This window comes from Rhodanobacter sp. FW106-HT46G03, from assembly GCF_058789895.1.
The window spans coordinates 3,413,924-3,438,454 of the sequence record NZ_JBYTCC010000001.1 but is presented as its reverse complement, the minus strand read 5'-3'; the positions used below and the strand labels follow the sequence as shown (position 1 = coordinate 3,438,454).

General features: G+C 67.4%; 18 protein-coding genes. 8 read left to right on the top strand and 10 right to left on the bottom strand.

What is annotated here, in order from left to right:
* The first annotated feature begins 204 nt into the window (after positions 1–204).
* Positions 205–654: a GNAT family N-acetyltransferase gene (locus AC3WP6_RS15325; RefSeq protein ID WP_492628478.1), complete on the top strand. Its 450-nt coding sequence runs from the start codon at positions 205–207 to the stop codon at positions 652–654.
* Between the two features lie 160 nt (positions 655–814).
* On the opposite strand, the gene AC3WP6_RS15320 is transcribed toward AC3WP6_RS15325, so the two are convergent.
* Positions 815–3,289, bottom strand: coding sequence for a sensor domain-containing protein (locus AC3WP6_RS15320; RefSeq protein WP_492628477.1), 2,475 nt, complete (start codon positions 3,287–3,289; stop codon positions 815–817).
* 208 nt (positions 3,290–3,497) lie between these two features.
* The gene (locus tag AC3WP6_RS15315) at positions 3,498–4,649 is read right to left on the bottom strand and encodes a hypothetical protein (RefSeq protein WP_492628476.1); all 1,152 of its coding nucleotides are present in this window, start codon (positions 4,647–4,649) and stop codon (positions 3,498–3,500) included.
* 172 nt (positions 4,650–4,821) lie between these two features.
* Between AC3WP6_RS15315 and AC3WP6_RS15310 the strand changes: the two genes are divergently transcribed.
* The 6 genes from AC3WP6_RS15310 (at position 4,822) to AC3WP6_RS15285 (ending at position 11,314) form a co-directional block, all read left to right on the top strand.
* Positions 4,822–6,108 (top strand): acetyl-CoA C-acetyltransferase, encoded by a 1,287-nt coding sequence (locus AC3WP6_RS15310; protein ID WP_492628475.1) that lies wholly within the window; start codon positions 4,822–4,824, stop codon positions 6,106–6,108.
* A 48-nt stretch (positions 6,109–6,156) separates the two neighbouring features.
* The gene (locus tag AC3WP6_RS15305) at positions 6,157–6,738 is read left to right on the top strand and encodes an energy transducer TonB family protein (protein WP_492628474.1); all 582 of its coding nucleotides are present in this window, start codon (positions 6,157–6,159) and stop codon (positions 6,736–6,738) included.
* A 196-nt stretch (positions 6,739–6,934) separates the two neighbouring features.
* Positions 6,935–8,371 (top strand): extracellular solute-binding protein, encoded by a 1,437-nt coding sequence (locus AC3WP6_RS15300; RefSeq protein ID WP_492628473.1) that lies wholly within the window; start codon positions 6,935–6,937, stop codon positions 8,369–8,371.
* 145 nt (positions 8,372–8,516) lie between these two features.
* Positions 8,517–9,542 carry an ABC transporter ATP-binding protein gene (locus AC3WP6_RS15295; protein WP_492628472.1) on the top strand — a complete coding sequence of 342 codons (1,026 nt, stop codon included), beginning with the start codon at positions 8,517–8,519 and terminating at the stop codon, positions 9,540–9,542.
* Positions 9,539–10,477, top strand: a complete 939-nt coding sequence (locus tag AC3WP6_RS15290; RefSeq protein WP_492628471.1) for a carbohydrate ABC transporter permease — start codon at positions 9,539–9,541, stop codon at positions 10,475–10,477. The genes AC3WP6_RS15295 and AC3WP6_RS15290 overlap by 4 nt, the downstream gene beginning before the upstream one ends.
* A gap of 9 nt (positions 10,478–10,486) precedes the next feature.
* On the top strand, positions 10,487–11,314 hold the full coding sequence (locus tag AC3WP6_RS15285) for a carbohydrate ABC transporter permease (RefSeq protein WP_492628470.1): 828 nt from the start codon (positions 10,487–10,489) through the stop codon (positions 11,312–11,314).
* Between the two features lie 204 nt (positions 11,315–11,518).
* On the opposite strand, the gene queG is transcribed toward AC3WP6_RS15285, so the two are convergent.
* Positions 11,519–12,589: a tRNA epoxyqueuosine(34) reductase QueG gene (gene queG / locus AC3WP6_RS15280; protein WP_492628469.1), complete on the bottom strand. Its 1,071-nt coding sequence runs from the start codon at positions 12,587–12,589 to the stop codon at positions 11,519–11,521.
* 102 nt (positions 12,590–12,691) lie between these two features.
* Complete coding sequence (locus AC3WP6_RS15275) at positions 12,692–13,618, bottom strand: DMT family transporter (protein WP_492628468.1); 927 nt, start codon at positions 13,616–13,618, stop codon at positions 12,692–12,694.
* 45 nt (positions 13,619–13,663) lie between these two features.
* On the opposite strand from AC3WP6_RS15275, the gene AC3WP6_RS15270 reads away from it, so the two are divergent.
* The gene (locus AC3WP6_RS15270; RefSeq protein ID WP_492628467.1) at positions 13,664–13,942 is read left to right on the top strand and encodes a metal/formaldehyde-sensitive transcriptional repressor; all 279 of its coding nucleotides are present in this window, start codon (positions 13,664–13,666) and stop codon (positions 13,940–13,942) included.
* A 71-nt stretch (positions 13,943–14,013) separates the two neighbouring features.
* Here the strand turns inward: AC3WP6_RS15270 and AC3WP6_RS15265 are convergent, their stop codons facing one another.
* From AC3WP6_RS15265 to AC3WP6_RS15240, 6 genes are all read right to left on the bottom strand, one after another.
* Positions 14,014–14,832: a sulfotransferase family protein gene (locus tag AC3WP6_RS15265; protein ID WP_492628466.1), complete on the bottom strand. Its 819-nt coding sequence runs from the start codon at positions 14,830–14,832 to the stop codon at positions 14,014–14,016.
* 80 nt (positions 14,833–14,912) lie between these two features.
* The gene (locus AC3WP6_RS15260) at positions 14,913–15,926 is read right to left on the bottom strand and encodes a LacI family DNA-binding transcriptional regulator (RefSeq protein ID WP_492628465.1); all 1,014 of its coding nucleotides are present in this window, start codon (positions 15,924–15,926) and stop codon (positions 14,913–14,915) included.
* Positions 15,923–18,637, bottom strand: a complete 2,715-nt coding sequence (locus AC3WP6_RS15255; RefSeq protein ID WP_492628464.1) for a glycoside hydrolase family 2 protein — start codon at positions 18,635–18,637, stop codon at positions 15,923–15,925. The genes AC3WP6_RS15260 and AC3WP6_RS15255 overlap by 4 nt, the downstream gene beginning before the upstream one ends.
* A 4-nt stretch (positions 18,638–18,641) precedes the next feature.
* Entirely contained in the window at positions 18,642–20,021 is a 1,380-nt protein-coding gene (locus AC3WP6_RS15250) for an APC family permease (protein WP_492628463.1), read from the bottom strand.
* An 83-nt stretch (positions 20,022–20,104) separates the two neighbouring features.
* Positions 20,105–23,296, bottom strand: a complete 3,192-nt coding sequence (locus tag AC3WP6_RS15245) for a TonB-dependent receptor (protein WP_492628462.1) — start codon at positions 23,294–23,296, stop codon at positions 20,105–20,107.
* Between the two features lie 145 nt (positions 23,297–23,441).
* Positions 23,442–24,506, bottom strand: a complete 1,065-nt coding sequence (locus tag AC3WP6_RS15240; protein WP_492628461.1) for a glucokinase — start codon at positions 24,504–24,506, stop codon at positions 23,442–23,444.
* Between the last annotated feature and the right edge of the window lie 25 nt (positions 24,507–24,531).

Here is a 24,531-nt window from a genome sequence, read left to right as displayed (position 1 = left end):
CGACAGCTACGTTGTGTGCCAGTTTGGGCGGCGGTTTTTGCTTGACCGTCCCGGCTGGGTTTTGCTGGTTTGGTCTCTCCGCTTGCACTCCCAGGAGCGTGGTACCCCCTCCCCGTTGCCGCGCTCCCGCGCGCGTCGCACTCCCCCTGCGGCGCGCGCTTTTTTGTGTGCGACGATGCGGCAACCGTTGCCGGAGCTCTCACCATGTCGCCCGTGATTCGCCTTGCGTTGCCCACCGATGCCGCCGATCTGTGCGCCTGGAATGCCGCGATGGCGCGTGAGACGGAGAACCTCGAGCTGGATGCGGCGACGCTTGCGCGCGGGGTCGATGCGGTGTTTGCGCAGCCGCAACGCGGGTTCTATCTGGTGGCCGAACTGGATGGTGCGACCGTGGGCGGGCTGCTCGTGACGCGCGAGTGGAGCGACTGGCACGCCAGCGATTACTGGTGGATCCAGAGCGTGTACGTGGTGCCGGCCGCGCGCCAGCACGGAGTGTTTCGCGCGTTGTATGCCGAAGTAGTGCGGCGGGCGCGTATAGCCGGCGCGGCCAGCCTGCGGTTGTACGTGGATCAGGCCAATCGTCGCGCGCAACAAACCTATGCGTTGCTCGGCATGCTGCCGTCGCATTACGCGATGTATGAGCAGCGGTTGTAGTTGGGCGGGATGGGGGATTGGGGATTGGGGATTCGGGATTCGGGATTCGGGATTCGGGATTCGGGAAAAGCGCGTTGCGGCGAGCGTTGGCCTTTGTGGACTGGGCTGGCCGCGATCTTGAATGGCGCTGCGCCACACTGTTTGTGGCGTGCGATGTGCCCTACGCCGCCAACAGTCGCTGTTCCAGAGCGGTGGCCGGCATCGGCGCGCCGCAGTAGAAGCCCTGCAATTGGTTGCAGGCGGCGGTGCGCAGGAAAGCCGCCTGATCCGGGGTTTCCACGCCTTTGGCGATGACGGTTTTGCGGTGGCTGCGGGCGAGCGCAATCATCTCGCGTGCGGTGGCGCCGGTCTCATCGTCGCACGCCACGTTGCGCACCAGCCGGCGGTCGATTTTCAGCGTGTCGGCCGGCGTGCGCGCGAGGCAGGCGACGCTGCCGTAGTCGCTGCCGAAGTCGTCCAGCGCCAGGTGCACGCCGCGCTGGCGGATGCGATCGAGCAGTTGCGCGGTGGCGGCGCCGCCGGTGAGCATGCTGGGGCCGCTGAGCTCGAGTTCGAGCTCGCCGCGGCCGATCGCGAACTCTGCCATCAGCGCATCCAGCTCGGCGCAGAAGCGTTCGTGGCGCAACTGCCGCGCGGTGACGTTGACCGAAATGGGTGTCAGCCGGCGGTGCTGACGCCAATGCCGCGCCTGCGCGCAGGCCTCGCGCAACACCCAGGTGCCCAGCTCGACGATCAGGCCGCTGTCCTCGGCCACGGGAATGAGTTGGTCGGGGACGTAGACGTCGCGGCCGTCGGCTTGCCAGCGCAGCAGCGCCTCGGCGCCCAGCACGCGCCCGCTCGCGGCATCGACGCGCGGCTGGTAATGCAGGCTGAGGGCGTGGTTGGCCAGCGCGTGGCGCAGGGCATCGGCGACCACGCGGGCGTCGGCGGCGGCCGGCTCCGGCAGGCTGCCGAAATAACGGGTGACACCGCCGCCGCCGGCTTTCGCCGCGTGCATTGCGGCATCGGCGTTGGCACGCAGGGCATCGGCATCGTCGGCGTCGTCCGGGTACAGGCTGACGCCGATGCTGGCACGCAGCGCGGTGTGCGCGCCTTCCGGCGTGATGGCGGCCACCTGCGCCGCGAGTCGCGCGGCTTGCGCGCTGGCCGCGCCAAGCGCATCGACCCGCGGCATCAGCACGAGAAACTCGTCGCCGTCGCCGCGGTACAGGCTGTCGCCGTCGCGCAGCGTGCCGCGCATGCCGCGCGCCAGCGCCTGCATGGCGTGGTCGCCGGTGGCGTCGCCGAGCGCAGCGTTGAGCCGCCGGAAACCATCCAGCCCAAGCTGCAACAGCGCGCAGCGCCAGCCGTGCAAGGCGGCCATGCGCACGGCACGTTCGGCGCGGCCGGGCAGGCTGCGCACGCCGGGCAGGCCGGTGAGGGCGTCACGGCGGGCAAGCTGGATCAGGCGCAGGGTCAGTTCGCGCGTTTCGCTCAGGTCGTGGCAACTCAGCACGGCACCGATCACACCGCCGGCGGCGTCGCGCATCGGCGCCAGCGTGCAGGCAACCGCGGTGTCGAAGCCCAGCTGGTGGCGCAAGGCGAGTGGTGCCGGCAGCGCCAGCGTGGCATCGCGATCCAGTGCCTGCTGCAAGGCATCGGCGAGCGGCGCGGCCGTGGCGGCGCCGCTGGCAATGCACACCTCGCCCAGCAGGCGGCCGCGCGCGTCGACGCTGCGCCAGCCGGTCAGCGCCTCGGCCACCGGGTTCAGCGCGACGATGTGCGCGCCGGCATCGCAAACCACCACGGCGTCGCCGAGGGCGTCCAGCGCGGCTTCGGCAAACGCGCTTTCGCGCGCCACTGCCTGCTCGTAATGGCGTCGCTGCGTGGCGTCTTCCACCAGCATCACCAGGCAATGCTGCGCGCCGGCGTCGTTGCGCACCTGCGACATGCGCAGCAGCGCCGGCACCTCGTGGCCATCCCGGTGGCGCAGGCGGATCGGCGTATCCGCCTGCTCGTTGCGGCCGCTGCGCAAGTCTTCAGCCAGCGCGGCGCAAGTGACGGCGTCGTCGGGGTGCAGCAGGTCGCGCCAGCGATATGAGGCGAGCGCGCTGTTTTCGCAGCCGAGCAGCGCCGCGAGCGCGCGATTTGCCTGCAGCACCTGGCCGTCCGGATGCACCAGCGCCATGCCGGCGGCGGCATGCTGAAACGCTTGCGCGTAGCGCTGCTCGCCCTTGCGCAGTTGCACTTCAAGCGCGTGGCGTTGGCTGAGATCGCTGAACGCGGCGACCACGCCGACCACTTGTCCAGCCGCGTTGCGGTCGGGTTCGAACTGGCCGCGGACGTAGCGCGCCGGGCCGGTGGCGGTTTGCCATTGGCCTTCGTATTGCGCCGATTCGCCGCCGGCGGCGCGCAGCAAGGCGGAACGTGCGGCAAGTGCGCTTTGGGTATCGAGCACCGCGCCCAGCGGCTGGTCGAGCCAGCCGGCGCCAGTGCCCAGCCAACGCTGCAGTGTGGGGTTGGCAAAGCGCAGGCGCAGGCGGCGGTCGAAATAGGCCAGCGCCGTGGCGGCGGTGTGCAGGGTGCGCGCCGCGGCTTGCGCCAGCGACAGATCGACCGGGGAGGCCCCGATGGCGGGTTGCGGTGGACGGGTCATGGCGCGGCCTGAAGATTCGGTTGGCGGTTCCCGAACGCGCATGCGCGCACCGGGGCCTTGGCGCGTGGGTGGCAGAAACCCGAGCGGCTACGGTTTTGCCGCCGATACCCCGAAATTTCCCCCTGCCCGCACCCAGCATGCTGGCGCAGGTGTGCAGGTGGGCGCAAGGAGGCGTGAAAGGCGCGTTGCGCGCCACTCACGCGCGCCGTCAATGCAGGGAAACGGCCGGTACCGACAGGTGGCCTGCGGCGTCGAGCACGACGTGACCGGGCATCTGCAGTTCGGCCGCGCAGCCGTAACGGTCGGCGAGCATGGCGAGCAGTGCGCCGAGCGAACGCGGCTTGATCGGGTAGCCATGCGCAAGCAGGCGCGGCGAACCGCTGCCATCGCCCTGCTGGGCGACGGTGACGGTGACGACGCCCAGCCCCGGCGCTTCGTGGGCGTAGAGCTGCGGGGTGGCACAGCGCGGGTCGGCGTCGGCGAGGGGTTCGAGCAGCCAGCCGGTTTCGGCGCCGTGCTCGGGCGTGGGCTCCAGCCGCAGCGGCACGTGGTGGGCATCCAGGATGGTCGCGTACTGGCGCAACTCGAACACGATGCCGGCAAAGTCGTGCGCGCGCTGCGCCAGGTCCTCGTCGTGCCAGTGCTGGGTGGCAAGCCAGTTGGCGGGTGATTGCGCGATCACCTCATGGCCGGCGTAGCGCAGGGTCAAACCGCGCGCACTGAGCACCTCTTCGCTGCGATCCGGGGTGAGCAATGCGGCTTCCAGCAGGCTCCACATGGGCGCCAGGCTGACGCTTTCGTACTGCACGCTGACCATGGCGAGGATGTCGCCGCGGCTGAAATAGCGCGCGTGTTCGATTCGCAGGTCGAGCTTGCGCATCAGCCAATCCGCGGTGGAGTTGCCGGTGGCGCCCTGGCCGACCAGTTCCACCTCGATATCGCCCGAGATGTCCGCAGCCACTTCCGGCGGCGCGAGCAAGGTCAACGGCAGCAGGCGCAGCGGGCCGTGCGCGTAGATTTTCGACGGCTCGAACACCCGGTCCGGCATTTGCCCCTCGTGGGTGCCGAAGGCAATCACGTTGCCCAGGTGCTGGCGTGGGTGGCGGCGGGCGAGTTCTTCCAGCATGGCCCACACCGGGAAGCCGGGGCGCAACAGCTCGACCGGGTCGTACAGCCCGCCCACGATGGCTAGCCGCGCGGCCTCCACCGCGGGCACCACGCCATGCAGGTCGGCGGCGATCAGCGCGGCCAGCTCGGCGGCCTCGTCGCGGGTCAGCGTGGAGCGCGCCGCCGCTTCGCCGGTAACCGGTTCGATGGCGAGGACCAGAGGCAATGCAACCGGGGCAGTGTTGGCGTCCACGAGGTTTCCCGCTGAAAAGAATGCGGTGATTTTAGAGGACCGCACGCCGGGTCCCCAACGCGCCAGATCAAGCGTGTGCACCGGGCCGGGCGCGGTATTCAGCGATTCGCCCTTCCGCACCGCGTGGACGCGGGTTAGCCTTGCGGCATACAGGCTCGGGGTTCTACAGCGCATGGACAACACGCAAAAACGGCGCGTCGGCGTGATCGGCGGCGTTCGCATTCCGTTTTGTCGCAACAACACCGCGTACGCGGATGTGGGCAATTTCGGCATGTCGGTCAAGGTGCTCGGCGCGCTGGTCGAGCGCTTCGGGCTGCACGGCGAGGAGTTGGGCGAGGTGGCGCTCGGCGCCGTCATCAAGCACCCGTCGGACTGGAACCTCGCGCGCGAAGCCGTGCTGTCCTCCGGGCTGGCGCCAACCACGCCCGGCATCACCACCGCGCGCGCCTGCGGCACTTCGCTGGACAACGCCATCATCGTTGCCGGCAAGATTGCGCTGGGCCAGATCGAGGCCGGCATTGCCGCCGGCTCGGACACCACCAGCGACGTGCCCATCGTGTTCCGCCCGCGCCTGCGCAAGCGCCTGTTGGCGATCAACCGCGCAAGGACGCCGCTGGAAAAACTGAAGATCGCGCTGCACCGGTTCTCGCTCAAGGAGCTCAAGCCCGGCTTTCCCGGCGTGGCCGAACCGCGCACCGGGATGTCGATGGGCGACCATTGCGAGCGCATGGCGCGGGAGTGGCACGTGACCCGCACCGAGCAGGATGCGTTTGCGCTGACCAGCCACCAGAAACTGGCGGCCGCGTACGACGCCGGGTTTTTCGACGATCTCCTGGTGCCGTTTCGCGGCCTGGCGCGCGATGGCTTCCTGCGGGCGGATTCCACCCTGCAAAAGCTGGCGGCGCTGAAACCCGCGTTCGACAAGACCTCCGGGCACGGCACGCTCACCGCCGGCAACTCCACCGGCCTGTCCGACGGCGCCGCCGCGGTGCTCCTGGCCAGCGACGGGTGGGCCGCGCAACACCGGCTCAAGGTGCAGGCGTACTTGCGCGATGCCGAAGTGGCGGCGGTGGATTTCGTGCACGGCGAAGGCCTCCTGATGGCGCCGACCATCGCCGTGCCGCGCATGCTGAAACGCAACGGTCTCAGCCTGCAGGATTTCGACTATTACGAAATCCACGAAGCCTTTGCCGCGCAGGTGCTGTGCACCTTGCGGGCGTGGGAAAGCGCGGATTACTGCAAGACCCGTCTGGGGCTGGATGCGCCGCTGGGTACGATCGACCCGGCCAAGCTCAACATTCACGGCTCCAGCCTGGCGATCGGTCATCCGTTTGCGGCCACCGGGGCGCGCCTGGTCGCCACGCTTGCCAAGCTGCTTGAACAAAAAGGTTCCGGCCGCGGACTGATCTCCATCTGCACCGCTGGCGGCATGGGCGTCACCGCCATCCTCGAACGCTGAAGCGCCACCTTCAGCCGCGATTACCGCATGCGGGCGCATAGATAAGCGATGTTTCGTCTACGCACCACCACGTCCCTGAGCCTGGTCGCCCTCGCCGTCGGCATTGCGGGCACGCACTGGCTCAGTGCGCAGAGTGTCGATTGGGCCGGGCCGAGCGAGCGCGTGGCCGGTTTCGTGCACGCCGCACCGCCGGCCAGGCGCGTGATGCACACCGCGCATCGGTCGCACCCGGCGGTGCCGGTGGCATCGCGCCGGCATGTCGTGCGTCCGCTCACCGCCGCGCCGAAGCGCTCGCGCCCGCCGCTGTTCGTCGCCGAAGCCAACGCTGCCGAACCGGCGCCGACGCCGGAGCTGGTGCCAGTGGCGATGCCGCAACCGCCGGTCTCGTGGTCGCGCATGCAGGATCACCTGGCGGGCAATGTGTTGCTCGACCTCACCGTGGATGGCGCGGGCAACGTCACCGCCGCGAGCCTCGCCCAATCCAGCGGCGACCCCGTGCTCGACGCCCACGCCCTCGCCACCGTGCGTGGGTGGCGTTTTGCGGTGCCGAGTGGCCACCCCGACGGCCTCCGTGGCGAGCTGACGATGCGCTTTGCGCCGGCCGTGCCGCAGCTCGTGCAAGCGCCCTGACGTCCGTCTGCGTCGCGCCTGGCCACCCCGGCCACGACTAAAGTCTGCCCTTTTACGCCTTCGCGCGGTGCATGCACGCTGCTAGGCTCCAATACGCCTGCACCCTCACCGTTGCGCGCCGGTTCGCCAGCGTGCTGCGCGTCCCCTTGGGGCACGTTCCGTGTGTATGCATCGGACTTAAAAGAGGAGGTCAGCCATGAAGAAATCGGCCAGACGCAGGCGGCTCCTGCGCAGTGGTGCCATTGCCTTGGCGGTGGCGCTTGCAACATCGGCGGTAGCGGCGGAGCAGCAACCCACGCCGCTGCAGTTTTCGGCAAAGTTCGGCAATTTGAGCCTGCCGGCGACGTTCCCTGCGGGCACCACGCTCACCATCACGCAGTGGAGCCATTTCGTACCGAGCTACGACAAGTGGTTCGACCGCTATGCGGCGGACTGGGGCAAGCACAACAACGTCAAGGTGGTGGTGCAGCACATCAGCCTTGGGGATCTGGTGCCGACGCTGTCGGCGGCCATTGCGGCGCGCAGCGGCTCCGATCTGTTCGAGATGGTGTCGCCGCCGGCGTCGTTCATCCAGGGCCTGCAACCGCTGGATGATGTGAACGCGGCAGCGGAAAAGGCGTTTGGCCCGCAAGAGGCGGTGTGCAAGACGCAGTCCTACCTGTCGGTGAAAAACGAGTGGTATGGGTTCTGCCACGGCTGGGTGCCCGATCCGGGCGATTACCGCGTGTCGCTGTGGAAGCAGGCCGGGTATCCGACCGGGCCGCACACGTATGCGGATCTCATCACCGGCGGCGAGAAGATTTTCCAGAAGACCGGCATCCCGGTGGGCGTCGGCATGTCGCCGGAGCTCGACTCGGAATTCTTTGCGCGCTCGCTGATCTGGTCGTTCGGTGGCCGCGTGTTCGACAAGTGCGGCAACGTGGCGCTGGATTCGCCGCAGACGGTGAAGGCGGTGCAGTACCAGGTGGACCTGTTCAAGAAGACGGAGACCCCGCAGGTATTTGCGTGGAACCCGGCGTCGAACAACCAGGGTTTCGTGTCCGGGCAGCTGTCGTACATCCAGAACTCGATCTCGTTCTATCGCACGGCGCAGGCGTCGAACAAGGCCAATGCGGACGACACCGGTTTCAGCCCCGGCCTCAAGGGCCCGACTGGCGAGGTGCATCAGACCTCGCACGTGTGGTTCATCTACGTGATGCCGAAATACGTGAAGGACCCGCAGCGCGTCCAGGCGGCGAAGAAGTTCATGCTCGACCTTGCCGCCAACTACAGCCAGGCCACCTATGCCAGCGCGCTGTACAACTTCCCGGCGTTCCCCAAGACCGTGCCGCAACTGTGGGCCAAGGGCGGCTGGCTGGATGTGGATCCGTTCCACTCCAACCCGCCGAACAAGCTCGCGGTGTTGCGTGACGCCTCGAAGTGGACGGCGTGGCCGGGCTATCCCGGCGACGGCAACCCGGCGGTGAGCGAGGTTTACAACACGCATCTGCTGACCACGATGATGGCGCAGGCGGTACGCGGGGTGAAAACGCCCGCGCAGGCGGTGAAGGACACGGCCGCGCAGGTCGGCACCATCGTCAGCAAATGGAAGGCGAACGGTTACGTCGGCTGCCCGGCGGCACCGGCGAAGTAGCTAGTCACGCACGCGCCGGCGGCGGCCGGCCAAGGACGACCCGTCGCCGCCGCGCGTTGCGCACCAACGCATCACGCAAACCGAATCAGCGCTGCGCACGTGTGCAGCGTCGGGCGGTGTGTACGACCTTGATCGGGGAAGTTTCATGGCAACGCTGGAATTACGCGGTATCCACAAACATTACGGCGCCGCACACGCGGTGGACGGCATCGACCTCACGGTGGCCGATGGCGAGTTTCTCGCCATTCTCGGGCCCTCCGGCTGCGGCAAGAGCACGACGATGCGCATGATCGCCGGGCTGGAAACGCCGACCATCGGGCAAGTGCTGATTGGCGACCAGGATGTGACCCATCTGCCGCCGCGCGCGCGCAACGTGTCGATGGTGTTCCAGAGCTACGCGCTCTACCCCAACATGTCGGTGGCGAAGAACATCGCCTTCCCGCTCAAGGCGCGCGGCGTGCCCAAGGCCGAGCGCGACGCGCGGGTAGCCAAGGCGGCGCAGACGATGGGCATCACCGCGCTGCTTGAACGCAGCCCGGTGCGGCTTTCCGGCGGCGAAAAGCAGAAAGTGGCGCTGGCCCGTGCGCTGGTGCGCGACCCCGCGCTGTACGTGTTCGACGAGCCGCTCAGCTCGCTCGACGCGCAGGTGCGCGCGATGGCGCGCAGCGAGCTGCGGCAACTGCACGACCGCACCAAGGTCACCACCGTCTACGTCACCCACGACCAGCTCGAAGCGCTGGGCATGGGCGATCGCATCGCGGTGATGAAGGCCGGCCGCGTGCGCCAGGTGGGCACGCCCAGGGAGCTGTACAGCGCGCCGGCAGACACCTTCGTGGCCGGCTTCCTCGGCAGCCCGCCGATGAACCTGATCCAGGCCGAGGGCAAGACCATCGGCTTTCGCCCGGAAGGCATCGGCGTCAGCCGCGCCGGCACGCCGGTGGCGAGCGACCAGTTCGCGCTGACCGCGCGCATCGTCGAGCTGGAATTCCTCGGTTCCACCTGGCAGATCTATGCGGTGCTGGGCGCCGGGGATGCCGCGCAGAAATTCATCGCCCACGTGTCGCCGCAGGTGGTGACCACGCTCGAAGTGGGCAGCGACCACGTGTTCACCGTGCCGCGCGCCGAGCTGCACCTGTTCGACGCCAAGACCGGCTTGCGGGTGGACGCATGAACGCGGTACCGCAGGCGGACGCGCGGCTGGGCGTGGGCGACCGGCCGGGCCTGCTCGGTGTGCTGATGCTGTCGCCGGCGCTGCTCTACATCGTGCTGCTGGTGGCGCTGCCGTTCTTCATCGCCATCGCGCTCAGCATGGCGAGCGCCACCGTGGGCGCGCCGGGCGTGCACGGCTTCGTCGGTTTCCAGAACTACGTGGCCGCGCTGCACGAGCCCGAATTCCTGATGGGCCTGCGCAACAGCATCATCGTCACCGTGGCCACGGTGGTGCTGATCCTGATCTTCGCCACCATCGAGTCGGAACTCCTGGCGCGCGATTTCCGCGGCAAGTGGCTGTTCCAGATCCTCATCATCCTGCCGTGGGCAATGCCGGTGTCGCTCGCCGCGGTCAACTGGCTGTGGCTGCTCGATTCGCAGTTCAGCCCGATCGACTGGCTGTTCCGGCACCTGGGTTTGCTTGGCCCCGGCACGATCTGGGGGCCGCAGATGCACCTGTACTACTACGGTCAGGAGTGGCTCGGGCTCGCCTCGATCACCCTCATCAACGTGTGGCGCATCCTGCCTTTGGCGACGGTGATCGTGCTGGCGGGGCGGGTATCGATTCCGGCCGACATCCTCGAACAGGCGCAGGTGGACGGCGCCGGCATTTTCCGCACGCTGTTCCAGATCAGCATCCCGGCGATGTTTCCAATCTTGGTGGTGGCGACGATGTTTGCCGCGCTGCTGGTGTTTGGCGACATGGCGATCGTGGCGATCACCACGCGCGGCGGGCCAGGCTACGCCACCCAGCTCCTGCCGTTCTGGGCGTATGAAAAAGGCATCGAGGGCGGCGCGCTCAGTCAGGGCGCGGCGATTGCATTGTTCATGTTCCCGGTCCTGCTGGCCGGTGCGATCTGGGCGCTGCGTGCGGCTTACCGCTCGCAGACGCGCTAGGAGACGGCCATGCGCTACGTACGCAAATCGGGTTTTTATCTGGGTTTGTTCCTGTTCGCGTTGTTCTCGGTGTTTCCCGTGGCGTGGATGGTGATCACCGCGTTCAAGGAGGATTCCGATCTCTACAACGTCGACAACAATCCGTTTCTCTACAACCTGCCGCCGACGCTCAAGCACATCGAGTATCTCTTCACCAGCACGCATTACCCGACGTTTCTGTGGAACTCACTGTTCATCGGCGTGCTGGTGGTGGTCATCACGCTGGTGCTGGCAGTGCCGGCGGCGTACAGCCTGGCGCGGCTGGTCGGGCGCTGGGGCGAGCGCTCGGGCATTGCGGTGTTTCTGGTGTACCTGATTCCGCCGACGCTGCTGTTCATCCCGCTCTACCAGCTCATCAGCTTTGCGCACGCGGCCAACACGGTGTGGGCGTTGGTGCTGGTGTACCCGACGATCACGGTGCCGTTCTGCACCTGGCTGCTGCTCGGGTTCTTCAAGTCGATCCCGCGCGACCTGGAAGATGCGGCGATGACCGACGGTTGTTCGCGCTGGCAGGCGTTTCGTCGCGTCTCGCTGCCGCTGGCGATGCCGGGCATTGCCACCTGCGTGGTGTTCGCCTTTGCGCTCTCGCTCAGCGACTACATCTACGCGGCCTCGTTCGTCAGCTCCACCGCCGCCCGCACGGTCAGCGCCGGCGTGCCGATCGAGCTGATCCGCGGCGACATCTATTTCTGGCAGTCGCTGATGGCCGCCGGTGCGATCGTCGCCATCCCGCTCGCCATTGCTTACGGCCTGTTGTTCAACAAGCTGGTGAAGGGGTTTGCGGCAACGTCGGGTTGAGTGCGGCCGAGATTGGGAATTCGGGATTGGGGATTCGTCAAAGCGGCTTGTGGCGAGGTGCGAGCTCTTGTGGGTCGGGCTTCGGCCCGACAGGTATCTCGCGAAAGGCGTTTTGGGGCTGACGTTCGACCCGCATAAGCGCTGCCGTCCTCGCGCAGCGCTTTTGGTTTTCCGAATCCCGCATCTCCAATCCCGCATCCCCGCTCACGTTGCCGCGGCCTTCTTGGCTTGCTCTGCCAACGCCCAGGCGACGTGTTCGCGCACGATGGGTGAGGGGTGTTCGGCGCGGGTTTGCAGCGCGGCGACGACTTCGTCCGAGTGTTTGGCGTTGCCCAGGGCGATGGCGATGTTGCGCAGCCAGCTTTCGTAGCCGGCGCGGCGGATCGACATGCCTTCGGTCTTCTTGAGGTAGGTGTCCTCGTCCCAGGCGAAGAGTTCCACCAGCTTGGTGCCGTCGAGGTGGTGGCGCGGCAGGAAATCGTTTTCCATTGTCACCTGCGCAAACTTGTTCCACGGGCAGGCGAGCTGACAGTCGTCGCAGCCGAAGATGCGGTTGCCCATCAGCGGGCGTAGCTCGGGGTCGATCGAGCCTTTGTACTCAATGGTGAGGTAGGAGATGCAGCGCTTCGCGTCGAGCTGGTACGGCGCGATGATCGCGCCGGTCGGGCAGGCGTCGATGCAGCGCGTGCAGGTGCCGCAGTAGTTCTCCACCGGGTGGTCGATCGGCAGCGGCAGGTCGGTGAACAGCTCGCCCAAAAAGAAATACGAGCCGCCGCTGCGCGACAGCGTAAGCGTGTGCTTGCCGCGCCAGCCCAGCCCGGCCTTTTGCGCGAGGGATTTCTCCATCACTGGCGCGGAGTCGCAGAACGCGCGGTAGTTGAACGGGCCGATCTCCTGGGTGATGCGGTCGGCGAGTTTCTGCAGTTGCTTGCGCACCAGCTTGTGGTAATCGCGGCCCAGCGCGTAGCGCGAGATATAGCCCAGCTCGCTGTTGCGCACGATGTCCCACGCCCCCTTGATGTCGGCCTGCGCGTAATTCATGCGCACCGAAATCACGCGGATGGTGCCGGGATGCAGTGCCTCGGGATGGGTCTTGAGGTCGAACCGGTCCTGGAGCCAACGCATGGTGCCGTGGTGGCCTGCGGCGAGGTATTGCTTGAGGCCTTCGGCATCCTGCGACAGGTCGGTGTCGGTGATGCCGGTCTCGGCGAAGCCGAGCTCGCGCGCCCAGCGCTTGATGTCGAGGGCGAGCTGCGGATAGGAGATGTGCGCCATGGTCGTGCGGTTGACTGCGGCTCCGGGCGGAGCGGTGGCGGCGCATCAGCGTCGCGCCGCCTGCAGGATAACGGCAGCGGCAGTGGCGCGAAACGGGCGCGCTCACGCGCGCGGCGTGGACGCTTGCCGTTTGGGTACGCCGAGATGCGCGTGCCGTTCGGTGAGGTGCAGCCATACGCCAACGCCCATCAAGACGGCGGCCAGCCAGAACACCGGCGAGGCGTGTTCGCCGAAGGCCAGGATGGCGAGGGCGGCCCCGATGAACGGGGCAGTCGAGAAATACGCGCCCGTGCGCGCCGAGCCGACGCCGCGCAGGGCCAGCACGAACAGCACCAGGCTCACGCCGTAACCGAGCAGGCCGACGCCCAGTGCCGAACCGATGATGGCCGGCGCCGGCAGCTGGGCACCCATCCACAGCGCGACCGCGGTGTTGACGATGCCGGCGATCCAGCCCTTCAACCCGGCAATGAACACGGCGTCCGAGTTCGACACCCGGCAGGTGAAGTTGTTGTCCAGCGCCCAACACAGGCAGGCGCCGGCGACCAGCAGCGCGCCATGGCCGAATTGCAGTGCCTGGCCCGACCACGGCAGCGCAAGCAGGACCGCGCCGGCCACGATCAGCGTGAAACCGAAGACGATGCGGCGGTTGGCGTTCTCACGAAACACCAGCCACGCAATCGCCGCGGTCAGCACGGCTTCCAGGTTCAGCAGCAGCGAGGCGGAAGCCGCCGAGGTGCGCGTCAAACCGAGCATCAGCAATACCGGGCCGACCACGCCGCCCAAGCCGACAGCCGCCAGCAACCACAGCCACTCGCGGGCGCGCAGCCCGGGCGCGCGCCAGCCACGGTCGCGCAGCAGGCGGATCACGGTGAGGCCGAGGCCGCTGCCCAGGTACAGCAGGCCGGCCAACAGCACCGGGGTGACATCGCGCAGCAATGCCTTTGCCAGTGGCGTACTGGCACCGAACAAGGCGGCGGCCGCCAACGCGGCCATCGCGGACGACAGCGGAAAGGCGTGGTCACGGGTCATTTCGGGTACTATACCCAGGTACCCTATATGACGTCGAGGTCGAGCATGAGCCACATCACCCGCGACAAGCCCCGGTTGCTGGCGCGTGTCCGCCGCCTGCGCGGCCAGGTGGAGGCACTGGAACGCGCGATCGACGGCGAACAGGCCTGCGGCGACGTGTTGCACCAGATCGCCGGCATCCGCGGCGCGATCCAGGGCCTGATGGTGGAGATGATGGAAGGGCACATCCGCGAGCACGTCGCCGCGCCCGGTGTCCGCGGCAACGCCGCCCGCGCCCAGGGCGCGGACGAATTGATTGCCGTGTTGCGCAGCTACCTCAAGTGACGGTTTCGCGCGGGTGATGGTTGGGCCGCGTCAGGCGCAAAGCTGGCCTACGCGCGGTGCATCATGGTGGTTCAGATCACCGGGATCCCGCTGACGTTGTTTTTCGGATCCATCCAGAACGATTCATGCAGGAAGCGCGCAAAGATTTCGCGCGGCAACACCGTGGCGCGTTCCACCGCGGCGAGCTTGGGCCGCACGGTGTGCAGGCCGGGCAGGCCGACGCGGGCGTCGAACTCGTCGGCGGCGTAGGCGAGGTGGTCGAAATCGTGCGCGAACCATGGCTCGCCGAGGAACCGGTACACCGCGCGCATGGCCACCTCCGGGTCGCGCACCAGGCTTTCGTAGGTGAGCAGCAGCAGGTGGCCCGGGGCGTACTGGCCGTAGAACGCGTCCTTGGTGGCCTGGAAGCCGAAGCCCACCATGCCGCGCGGGTCGGTCAGTGCTTCCACCCGCGAATACACGGTGGTGTTGGTGTCGTAGCGGAACACCTTGCTCACGTTCACCGGCTGCTGGCGCACCAGGCGCTCCATGCTGTCCAGCACCCACGGCAACTGGCGCACGCAGGCGATGACCTTGGCCTGCGGAAACAGGGCGGCCAAGAGCGGCAGGCGGCTGCACCACAGGCGGCTGGTGTCGAACACCACGCCGTCCGCCGGTGCGTCGGCATAAAAGCTTTGCACCAGCCCGCGCAGCATCGCGGTGCGCTGCGCGTCGGTCACCGCATGCGCGAAATCGTTCTTGCCGCTGGCCTCGGCAAGCACCACGCCGAGGATGTCGGCCAGCGGACTGGTCATGCCGGCGCGAAAGCGCGGGTTCTGGTTGAGCACCGCCGCCAGCAAGGTACTGCCGGCACGCGGCATGCCGGAGATGAAATGGAATTGGCTGGGCATGCGGGACTCCTCAAGACGCTTGTGGGTCGGACCTCAGCCCGACGGATCTTCGCGAAAGGCGTGTCGGGATGAATTCCGACCTACGCCGGCGCAGCGGTGGACGCGCGGATGCGCAGCTCGTAACCGACGTCGACCATGGTGGCGTCGCCTTTGCCCAGGATGCAACGCAGCAGTTCCTCGGTGGCGCGCCGGCCCATGTCGCGCACGGGTTGGTGGATGGTGGTGAGGGGCGGCCAAACCTGGGTGGCGATGGCGGTGTCATCGAAACCGCAGATGGAGATGTCGCCGGGCACGGCCACGCCGGCTTCGGCCGCGGCCCAGATCGCGCCCACGGCCATGTCGTCGTCGGCCGCGAACACGGCGGTGGGACGCCGTTTGGCCGGCAACGCAAGCAGCTTGCGCATCGCCTCCACGCCGGACTCGAACGAGAACCGGCCGGGAACCATCCACGCCGGGTTTTCCTTGAGCCGCGCCGCGTGCAGGCCGTCGCGAAAGCCGGCCAGGCGCCACACGCCGGCGCCGTGCTCGGGGTCGCCGAGGATGTGCGCGATGCGCCGGTGCCCAAGCGCGACCAGATGCGCCACCATCGCCGCCGCCGCCTCGCGTTCGCGCAGCATCGCGCCGATGCAGTGCCCCGGGTGGTGTGGGGCGATCGAGGCGAACGGCAGTGCCATGGCGCGCAGGCGTGCGAGCAGCTGCGGGTGGTCGGTGATCGGCGGGGTGAGGATCAGGCCATCCGGCCGGTGGCGCGAGAGGATGTCCTCGACGCGCTCGACGAAATCCGCGGCGGTGGATACCAGGGGCTGCACCATCATGCTGTAGCGCTGCGCTTCGCACGCGGCAAGCACGCCGGCCTGCACCTCCATGATGTAGCTCGGCGAGAGGTTGTCGTAGAGCAGGCCGATCATGAACGAGCGGTTGGTGGCGAGGCTGCGCGCCGAGGTGAGCGGGCGGTAATGCAGCGTGGCGACCGCGGCCAGTACGCGCTCGCGCATGGCGTCGCGCACGTTGGGCTCGTTGTTCAGCACTCGCGATACGGTTTTGGTGGATACGCCCGCGGTGCGGGCGACGTCGTCGATGTTGGCACGGGTCATGGATGCCGGGTTGCCTTGGCTGCCTTGTTGGCGGTGGATGCGGTTACCGGAATCTCGCGAGTGGGGGCGTTCCACCCATCCACCACGACCACCGGCGCGTTGGCGGCGGTGGCCGCGTAACGCGCGGTCAACGTTACCGCTTCGCCGGGCCACAGCGTGACGTCATTGTCGCTCCACGTGAGCGGCAGCACGCGCGCGCCGCCGGCCTGCTTGATCGCCAGGTGCTGGAACAGCGCCGCGGATTTGGCCGTGGCCGGCAGGCTGAGCGTCACGCGGACGAGCGCGTCGTTACCCTCGCGCTGCACGTTCGCATGCACGCTGCTCGTGGCGGTGGGCAGCGTTTGCAGCGCGGTCAGATCGGCGTACTGGGTGAGGGGCGTCAGGTACCAGTTGGATTTCGCCCAGTCGAGCACGTCGGGCCGGGTCGACAGCCAGTAGACGTTGCGGCTGATCGGCGTGCCATCGGCGGCGGCGAGTTCCAGCTCGACGAAATACGTGGGCGACAGGTGTTGGAGCACGGGCAGCGCCAGCACTTGCCGCACGTGATTGCCGGCCAGGTCGAGACCTTGCAGGTGGCGGTCGAAGGGCACGCTGCCGTCGAGATTGCGCACGCGGATGCGCGCCGACAGGTGGTGCTGCGCGGCGAGCGTGTGGTTCACCAGCACGATGCCGCGGGTGTCATAGCTGTACTGGATATGCACCGGCTCATTGGCCTTTTTGGCGCCGAAATACGCGCCGGCCGGGTTCAGTGCGTAGTTGTACAGGTGCCAGTGCAGCGAGGGCCAGGCGTTGTTGAGCATCCAGTAGATCACGCCGGTGGCGGGCTTGGCGGCGTCCATGTGCGCGTTGAACGCCTCGAACTGCGCGCGCGTGTTGGCGTAGTTGTCGAGCTGCGCCTTGGCCACGTAGTCGGCGAGGTTTTTCGGTGCGCCGTAGCGCTGCGCCAGCGCGTGGTCGAACGCCGTGAGGCGGGAGAACGGCGACCATGACTCCGCAGCGTGATACTGCCGCGTCTGCGGATATTTCCACAGCGCTTCCTGTTCCTGTGGCGAGAGCATCGCCTGCACGTCCTCCAGCCGCGGGATGGTGGCGCCGGCGCCGACTTCGGAGTCGAACCCGAAGGCGCCGCCAAACTGGTCCGCGTACCAGTAGCTCGGCGGGATCCATGCGTACGGGCCGTCCATCTTCATGCCCGACGGCCCGGTCTCGGCGGTGCCTTCCTTGGCGGCAGCGGCGACGATCGGCAGGTTCCAGCCTTCGGCGTGGAGCGTGTCCACGTACATCTTCGCCACCGCCGGCGGCGGCGCATGGTCACTGCCGATCAGGAAGCCGATCACCGACGGATGGTTGCGCAGCAGCCGTGCTTCGCTGGCCATCGAGGCGGCGGCCACCTTGGTGTCGGCCGCATCCCACGGCGCGCCGCCGGTTTTGGCCGCGGATTCCCACTTGTCGCAGCACTCCCAGCCGGGGAGGATCAGCACGCCCTCGCGGTCGGCGAGGTCGTAGAAGTGCGTGTCTTCGAGCTTGCCTTCCAGCCGGATGGTATTGAGCCCGAGGTTGCGCACGTAGGCAAACTCCGCCGCCATGCGCGCCGGGTTGTCGCGCAGGAACATGTCCGGTGCCCAGCCGCCGCCGCGGATCAGGAGTGGCTTGCCGTTGACTACAAACTGCTGGTAGCCGTCGGCGGTCAGGTGCGCGCTGACGCTGCGGATGCCGAAACTCGCGTGTGCGGTATCCGAGGTGGCGCCAGCGACCGTGGCGGTGAGCGCCAGCTGGTACAACGGCTGGGCGCCCATCGCGTACGGCCACCACACACGCGGGTGGTCAAGCGCGAGACCGGGGTTGGTCTGCGGGGTGAACGTCACTGTTTGCGTTTGGCCGGGGGCGAGCGTCAACGCGCGCTCCAGGTGCACGCCGGCCACGGTGCCGGCGATCGTGGTGGAACGGGCCACCGTGTCGAGGTTGCGCGCTTCCACGCTCACCGTCAGGTCCGCGTGCGCGAGGTCGGGCAGCGAAAGGGTCGAGGACACATGCGCAAAGCGCAGTTCCACCGCGCCGGTGTGCACGATATCGACCCCGCGCCACGGGCCCATGTTGTTGTCCGGCGGAGTCGGGTTCCAGTCCACCCAGCCGATCGACAGGCTGTTGCGCGGGTCGGCCGGATGCACGCGCAGGGCGATGGCGTTGTTGCCGGCGTGCACGAGGTGGGTCACGTCGATCTCGTACACCGGGTAGGCCCCGGCCAGGTCGGCGTGGTTGGCCACTTGCTGGCCGTTTACCCACACGTCGGCGCTGGCGATCAGGCCGTTGGCACGCAGCAGAGTGTGCAGGCCGGCCTGGGCACCAAGCGTGAACGTGCTGCGGTACCACCACGGGATCACAAAGCCCTTGCCGTTGGCGTCGGGCGACTGCACCGCGCGCAGGTTGTCGCTGTGGAACAGGTCGGGATACAGGCCGTTCTCCAACAGCCCGGCCATGACCGTGGCACGCCCGCTCACCGGATACCACGCCGCGGGCTTGAACGCGGGGGAAGAGACGTCCGTGCCGGCGAACGGCGCCTTGGCGGTGGACTGGATCTGCCAGTGCGTCACGGCAGTGCGTGTACCGGCGCCGCCGACTGTGGTGGCCGCGTACGGGGTTTGCGCGCCCGCCGGCAGCGCGAGCGCGAACGCCGCCAGCCAGCCAAGCATGTGGAGCGGGGACAACTGCATGGTTTCACTCCTTCTGCAAATAGGCTTCGCGGATTTCCACTGGCGCGAAGGGCCACGAACGGTTGTGTCGCGCCCACAGCGCAAACACGACGAGGCCGGCGACGATCCACGCGCCGGAGAGGATCAGCGACAGCCGGGAGGCCGACGCGTAGACGTACACCCAGCCGGCCAGCGCGACCACGCACGGCAGCGGGTAGAGCCATTGCCGATAGGGCCGCTTCAGCCCCGGCTGGCGCTTGCGCAGCACGACCAGTGCCGCGATCTGCGCCAGCGACTGCACCAGGATGGTGGCCGCCAGCAGCATGTTGATCACTTCGGCCAGATCGAAGAACGTGCCGATCGCGGTCACCACGCCCATCGTCAAGAGCGCCACGTGCGGAAACCCGTGCCGGGCGTGCAGCTTGCCGAACACCGACAAAAACACCTTTTCGTGCGCCGCCTGGTAGGGCACGCGCGAACCGCCCAGGAGGCCGGCAAACACCGAGGCGAACGCGGTGACGATGATCAGCACCGTCATCCCGGCGGCGGCGAGATGCCCCCAGCTGTGCTCCACCACCAGCGAGGCCACCGATTTCGATTGCGCGATCTCCTGCCACGGCGCCACGCCGAGTACGCTCACGTTGAGCGCGAGATAGACCACCATCATCGCGATCACTGAGATGATGATCGAGCCCGGCATCGTGCGGCCGGGGTTGCGCAGCTCGTCGCCCATGTAGGCGGTGGTGAAGTAACCGAGATAGTCGTAGATGCCGATGATGAGCCCGGCGCCGAGGCCGACGAAAAACTGGCTGCCGAACGCGCCGGGCGGGTAATCGAACGCATATGCCGGGTTGAAATCCGCAAACCCGGCGGCGGTCACGCCGATCACCGACACCAGCATGATGACCCACAGCGCGATAGTGATCGCGCGGATGGATTCGATCCGCCGGTACAGCATCCAGGTGACCAGCGCGGTGGCGGCGAGGCTGACGAGATGCACCTGCCACCACCCCAGATGTGGGAAGAAGAACCCGAGGTACTCGACCATGCCGATGATGCCGGTGGACATCAGCAGCGGAATGGTCAGCAGTACGGTCCAGATGAACAAAAACGGCATCAGCTTGCCGGTGCGGTACTGGAACGCCTCGCGCAAATACACGTAGGTGCCGCCCGAGCCCGGCATCGCCGCGCCCAGCTCGGCCCACACCAGGCCATCGGCCATGGCGAGGATCGCGCCGGCAATCCAGCCGATCACCGCCTGCGGCCCGCCCATCGTCGCCACCATGATCGGGATGGTGATGAACGGCCCGATGCCGCACATCTGGGTCATGTTGATGGCGGTGCCGGAGAACAGTCCGATCGAGCGGCGAAAACCGGTTGCGGCGGCGGGTTGGGTATCAGCCATGACGATCCTGGTGAGTGAATGCGGACGGCGGCGTGCCGCCGGTCAGCGCGGCGGCGGGCGCGAGCCCGCCGCCGCCACGGCGGTTACCACTGGCCGCGGATGCCCACCATGAACATGCGTTCGGAGAACGTCGAATGCGCCGGCTGGTCGGGCCACACCAGGTAGTAGTGCTGGTCCTCGTTGGTGAGGTTGGTGCCGTCCACGAACACCTGCGCGTACTTGTTGATCTTGTACGACACCGAGGCGTCCAGGTACTTCTGCGGCGCCTCGTACATCTCCAGTCCGGTGATGCCGCCGACCGAGTCGGACACCGCACGCCGCGAACGGTAGTTGTAGGCCACGCGCGCCTGCAGGCGATCGTCCTGGTACCAGAGGATGACGTTGCCCGAACGCGTGGAGTTGTCCTGGAACGGAATCTCGTGGCCGGCGAGGTCCTTCTCGCCCGAGTTGCTCGGCGCGTAGGTGCCGTTCACCTCGATGCCGGTCTTGGACAGGATGCCGGGCAGGAAAGTGAAGCCCTGGCGGTAATCAAACTCGGCGCCGTGGATGGAGTTGCCGCTGCCCTGCACCGGTTCGGTGATGGTGATGCAATGATTGCGCACCACGCCGTCCTCGTCGGGCAACGTGCAATTGATGACGCTGCCGTTCTTGATGAAGCTGTCCACGCTGATGCGGAACAACGCAAGGCTGACCATGCTGGTCGGGTTGATGTACCACTCCAGCGAGGCGCCGTAGTTGGTGGAGCGCCACGGGTTGAGGTTCGGGTTGCCGGTGGAGTTGCCTTGCGCCACGCGGAACAATGGGCCTTGCGGGGTTTCCACCAGCGAGTAGGCGAGTTGCAGCCCGCCGCCCCAGGTGCCGAGGTTCAGCGGCATCATGTTCTTGGAATACGCCAGGCGCAGCTTCAGGCTGTCGGTGAGGTCGAGCGCGAAGTTCGCGGCCGGCAGGTAGTCCTTGTAGCGCCGCTGGGTGAGCTCGGTGCCGGCATCCACCGGCTCGGTACCGTACGAACCGGGCGCGCCGGTCAGGTGCTGGGTGACGTCGAGGTGGGTGCGGATCACGCGCATGCCGACGTTGCCGCTGTACGGCATGTTGCCCAGGGTGCCGCTGAAATCAGCCTGCAGGTAGGCCGAGCTTTCCTTCATCCAGACCGCCCAGGTGCGGCCCGGCGTCGCCTGCCGCTGGCTCAGCGGATACAGCGAGTGCCAGTACGACTCGGGGTTGTCCAGCGCGTGCGGATCGACCGCCCAGAACGTGATGCCGGAGCCGAGCAGGTTGTTGTATTGCTTCCAGTTGCTGGACAGCGGCGGCGGGGTGGCGCCCAGTTGCAGTGCCGAGATCGGGCCGGCGCGGAAGTAGCCGATGTCGTTGCCGGCGGTGCAGGCGCCGCTGTCGAGCACCACGTCGGCGCCGACGTAGCGCACCAGGCAGCCGTTCGGGTCGCTGGCGCCCATGCCGCCGTACACCGGGGTGACCAGGGTAAAGCCGATGTTGTCGGCGCTGCGGATCGAGTTGCGTACGCCGAAATCGAGCTTGATGCCGTTCTCGAAATCGTAGTGGCCGTCGAAGCGCAAGGCGCTGAGGCCCACGCTGCGGTCATAGTCCCCACCGGATTCCAGCGTCTTCATGGTCCAGCCGTTGGGGTCCGCAAAGTGGTTGGCCAGCGTTTGCGGCATGCTTACCGTCAGATGACGGCTCCCGAGGTTGGCGATGATCGGGATGGTGTTCTGGGGAACGCCGTTGGCGTTGAATACGCGGTTGCCGCCCAGTTGCGAGGGGAAGACGAACGTGCCCGGCGGCACCGAGTTCGGATCGACGCCATCCATCAGTACATTGCCCCACAGTGCGCCGTCGGAGTCGGAGATGTTGAGGTCGGTTTCCACGTTCGACTGGTAGGCGGTGTCGCGGATGCCGCGCAGGCTGCCGGTGAAGTCGCCGCCGTTGTCGAAGTCCAGTTGCAGGTTGAAGTTCTTCGCGGTGGAGCCTTTGCGCGTCACTTGCGAGAACGATTCCACGTCGCCCGGCCATTTCTCGTAGCGCTGGGTGGTGAAGATCTGCATGCCATCCCAGCCTGGATCCGGGGTGCCGTAGGCGCCGAGCGCCGGTGCGCCGGTGTTGCGCGATTGCAGCGGCACGTAGGTGGCGCCCTGCCAGTTGGTGGAGTTGAACTGGATGCCGACGTTGCGGTCGAGCTGGTTCTGGCGCGCGTAGAAGAAATCGCTGGTCAGCGTGAAGCCGCTGCCCAGGTCTGCCTGGAACGACATGTTGCCGGATTTGCGTTTGCGTTGGGTGGTGATGTCGTACAGGGCGATGTTCTGGCTGCCCATGAACACACCGTTGGATTTGCCGTCGCCGTTCACGTCCACGCTGCCGTCGGCGTTCTGCACGATCTGCGAGGGGATCGGCGCGCCATTCCATGGTGTCAGGAAACCGTTGTAGCTGTCGGCGCTGGCGGCGTTTTCGCCGTTGAACACCACGCCGTACTGGTCGAGGCCTTCATTGGCGTTCATGCGCGTGGTGTTGGAGACATCCGCCGAAATCAAGAGGCCCCAACGCCCGTTCGCGTTGTACGAGATCAGGCCGTTTGCCTCCGGCCCCCATTTGCGCGTGCTGCGCCCGTACTCGCCGTCGGCCGAGTAGCTGTAGGTAAAGCCGCTGGGCAAATCCCACGGCCGGAAAGTGTGCAGGTTGAGCGAGCCGCTGATGCCGGCATCGGTGGTGCTGGCGGAGGGCGATTTGATGACATCCACGCCGTGGAACAGCGTTGACGGCAGCATGGTGAAGTCGGGCTGCTGCGAGTCGATCTGGTCGGCGGTGATGAACGCTTCGCCGTTCAGCATGGTGCCCACTTCGGGCAGGCCACGGACATCGACCGAGGTGCCGACGCCGGCATCGCGGTTGATCTGCACGCCGGTGATGCGCTGCAGGGCGTCGGTGATGGTTACGTCCGGCAGCTGGCCGATGCTTTCGGCGGTGATGCTGTCCTGGATGTTCGGTGCCTCGCGTTTCAGGTCGATGGCGCGCATCTGCGAAGCGCGCACGCCCACCACGTTCACGACGGACAAGTTCACCGCGTTTTTCGCATTCGCCGGCTGGTTTTTCTTGGTCGCCGGCGGCGTGGTGGCAGTGGTTGGCGCGGTGGAGTCCTGGGCGCTGGCAACCGGGGTGTCGGTGGTATCGGTGGGAGTCGTCGCCGCGGTGGCGGCCGCAGCAACGGCAAACAGCGCGATGGAAATGGCAAACGCAAGTGGGCGTTTGCGTTGATCGGTGGACATGGGCCTTACCTCTCGATGAGTGTCGGCTGAGTCGGGCTGGACTGGCCGGGTTTGGGTGCGTGCAAAGGGGGCGGTAAACGCGACGGGGGCGGCCACGGCTTGCGTGCCGCAGTGGTCGGGCCCGGGCGGTGGCTACGCGGCGCGTTCACGCTGGCGCTCCGGTAGCCGGGGTCATGGGTTGGGCGCCGGGTCGCAGCGCGCATTGGCGCAGGTACCAGCGCGCTGCGCCGAGTACGCCGAGGTGGCCGTGCGAAACCACCCGCACCGGCATCCGCTCAAGCAGGGGGCGCACGCTGCGTGCGTGCAGGAAACGCTCGGCAAACGCGCTGGGCTGGAGCAGATCGAACATCAAGTGCAAAAAGCCGCCGGCGAGGTAGATGCCGCCGAAGGCCATGAAGGTCATCGCGAGGTTGCCGCTGAAGCTGCCCAGCGCCGCGCAAAACACGTCCACGGCTTGTACTGCATGGACGTCGGTGCGGCGGGTCGCGGCCGCCGTTACCGCCTCTGGCGTGGTCAGTTGCGGCGAGCGCCCGTCGCTGGCGCACAGCGCGCGGTAGGTGGCGAGCAAGCCAGGGCCGGACAGCACCCGTTCCCACGGAAGGTAACCGCCGTCGGGCGCCAGTTGCGCCAGCACCGCGCGCTCGCGCAACGACTGCGGCGCGAAATCCATCTGCCCGGCCTCGGTGGTGAGCACGCGGTAGCCATCGGCAACCGGGAGGCAGGCCGCGGCGCCCAACCCGGTGCCCGGGCCGATCACCAGCACCGGGCCGGTAGTTTGCGTATCCGGCCCGCACAGCAGGCGCGCGGCGTCGATCCGGCGTCCGCCGATCGCGTGCCCCAGCGCCTCGAAATCGTTCAGTACCGCAAGCTCGTCCAACGCCAGCGCCTGGCGCACCGCGCTCAGGCGGATCGGCCACGCGGCGTTGTCGTTCAACACTTCGTCACCCACCACCTGGCCAGCGCAAGCCAGCACACAGTGCTTCACCGGCGTGGTCGCAGCGGTTTGCACGAAGCGCTGCAAGAGTTCACCCAGCCCGCGGAAATCCGCGCAAGCCAGCACCTCGTAGGCCAGTGTTTCCACTCCCAGCGCCGTGCCGGGCGCCGCCCGCAGCAACGCCACGCGGGCATGCGTGCCGCCGATGTCGGTGGCCAGAAACGGCGTCGCCGCCGCCGTCGGTCGAGACGCAGGATGGTTGCCTGCCGCGCTCATTGCTTCCCCTTGGTTTCCCGTCATA

Excerpts from the sequence above, each read along its gene's own strand:
- AC3WP6_RS15325 (WP_492628478.1), top strand. The coding sequence starts at position 205 with ATGTCGCCCGTGATTCGCCTTGCGTTGCCCACCGATGCCGCCGATCTG.
- AC3WP6_RS15320 (WP_492628477.1), bottom strand. The coding sequence starts at position 3,289 with ATGACCCGTCCACCGCAACCCGCCATCGGGGCCTCCCCGGTCGATCTG.
- AC3WP6_RS15310 (WP_492628475.1), top strand. The coding sequence starts at position 4,822 with ATGGACAACACGCAAAAACGGCGCGTCGGCGTGATCGGCGGCGTTCGC.
- AC3WP6_RS15305 (WP_492628474.1), top strand. The coding sequence starts at position 6,157 with ATGTTTCGTCTACGCACCACCACGTCCCTGAGCCTGGTCGCCCTCGCC.
- AC3WP6_RS15300 (WP_492628473.1), top strand. The coding sequence starts at position 6,935 with ATGAAGAAATCGGCCAGACGCAGGCGGCTCCTGCGCAGTGGTGCCATT.
- AC3WP6_RS15295 (WP_492628472.1), top strand. The coding sequence starts at position 8,517 with ATGGCAACGCTGGAATTACGCGGTATCCACAAACATTACGGCGCCGCA.
- AC3WP6_RS15290 (WP_492628471.1), top strand. The coding sequence starts at position 9,539 with ATGAACGCGGTACCGCAGGCGGACGCGCGGCTGGGCGTGGGCGACCGG.
- AC3WP6_RS15285 (WP_492628470.1), top strand. The coding sequence starts at position 10,487 with ATGCGCTACGTACGCAAATCGGGTTTTTATCTGGGTTTGTTCCTGTTC.
- queG (WP_492628469.1), bottom strand. The coding sequence starts at position 12,589 with ATGGCGCACATCTCCTATCCGCAGCTCGCCCTCGACATCAAGCGCTGG.
- AC3WP6_RS15275 (WP_492628468.1), bottom strand. The coding sequence starts at position 13,618 with ATGACCCGTGACCACGCCTTTCCGCTGTCGTCCGCGATGGCCGCGTTG.
- AC3WP6_RS15270 (WP_492628467.1), top strand. The coding sequence starts at position 13,664 with ATGAGCCACATCACCCGCGACAAGCCCCGGTTGCTGGCGCGTGTCCGC.
- AC3WP6_RS15265 (WP_492628466.1), bottom strand. The coding sequence starts at position 14,832 with ATGCCCAGCCAATTCCATTTCATCTCCGGCATGCCGCGTGCCGGCAGT.
- AC3WP6_RS15260 (WP_492628465.1), bottom strand. The coding sequence starts at position 15,926 with ATGACCCGTGCCAACATCGACGACGTCGCCCGCACCGCGGGCGTATCC.
- AC3WP6_RS15255 (WP_492628464.1), bottom strand. The coding sequence starts at position 18,637 with ATGCAGTTGTCCCCGCTCCACATGCTTGGCTGGCTGGCGGCGTTCGCG.
- AC3WP6_RS15250 (WP_492628463.1), bottom strand. The coding sequence starts at position 20,021 with ATGGCTGATACCCAACCCGCCGCCGCAACCGGTTTTCGCCGCTCGATC.
- AC3WP6_RS15245 (WP_492628462.1), bottom strand. The coding sequence starts at position 23,296 with ATGTCCACCGATCAACGCAAACGCCCACTTGCGTTTGCCATTTCCATC.
- AC3WP6_RS15240 (WP_492628461.1), bottom strand. The coding sequence starts at position 24,506 with ATGAGCGCGGCAGGCAACCATCCTGCGTCTCGACCGACGGCGGCGGCG.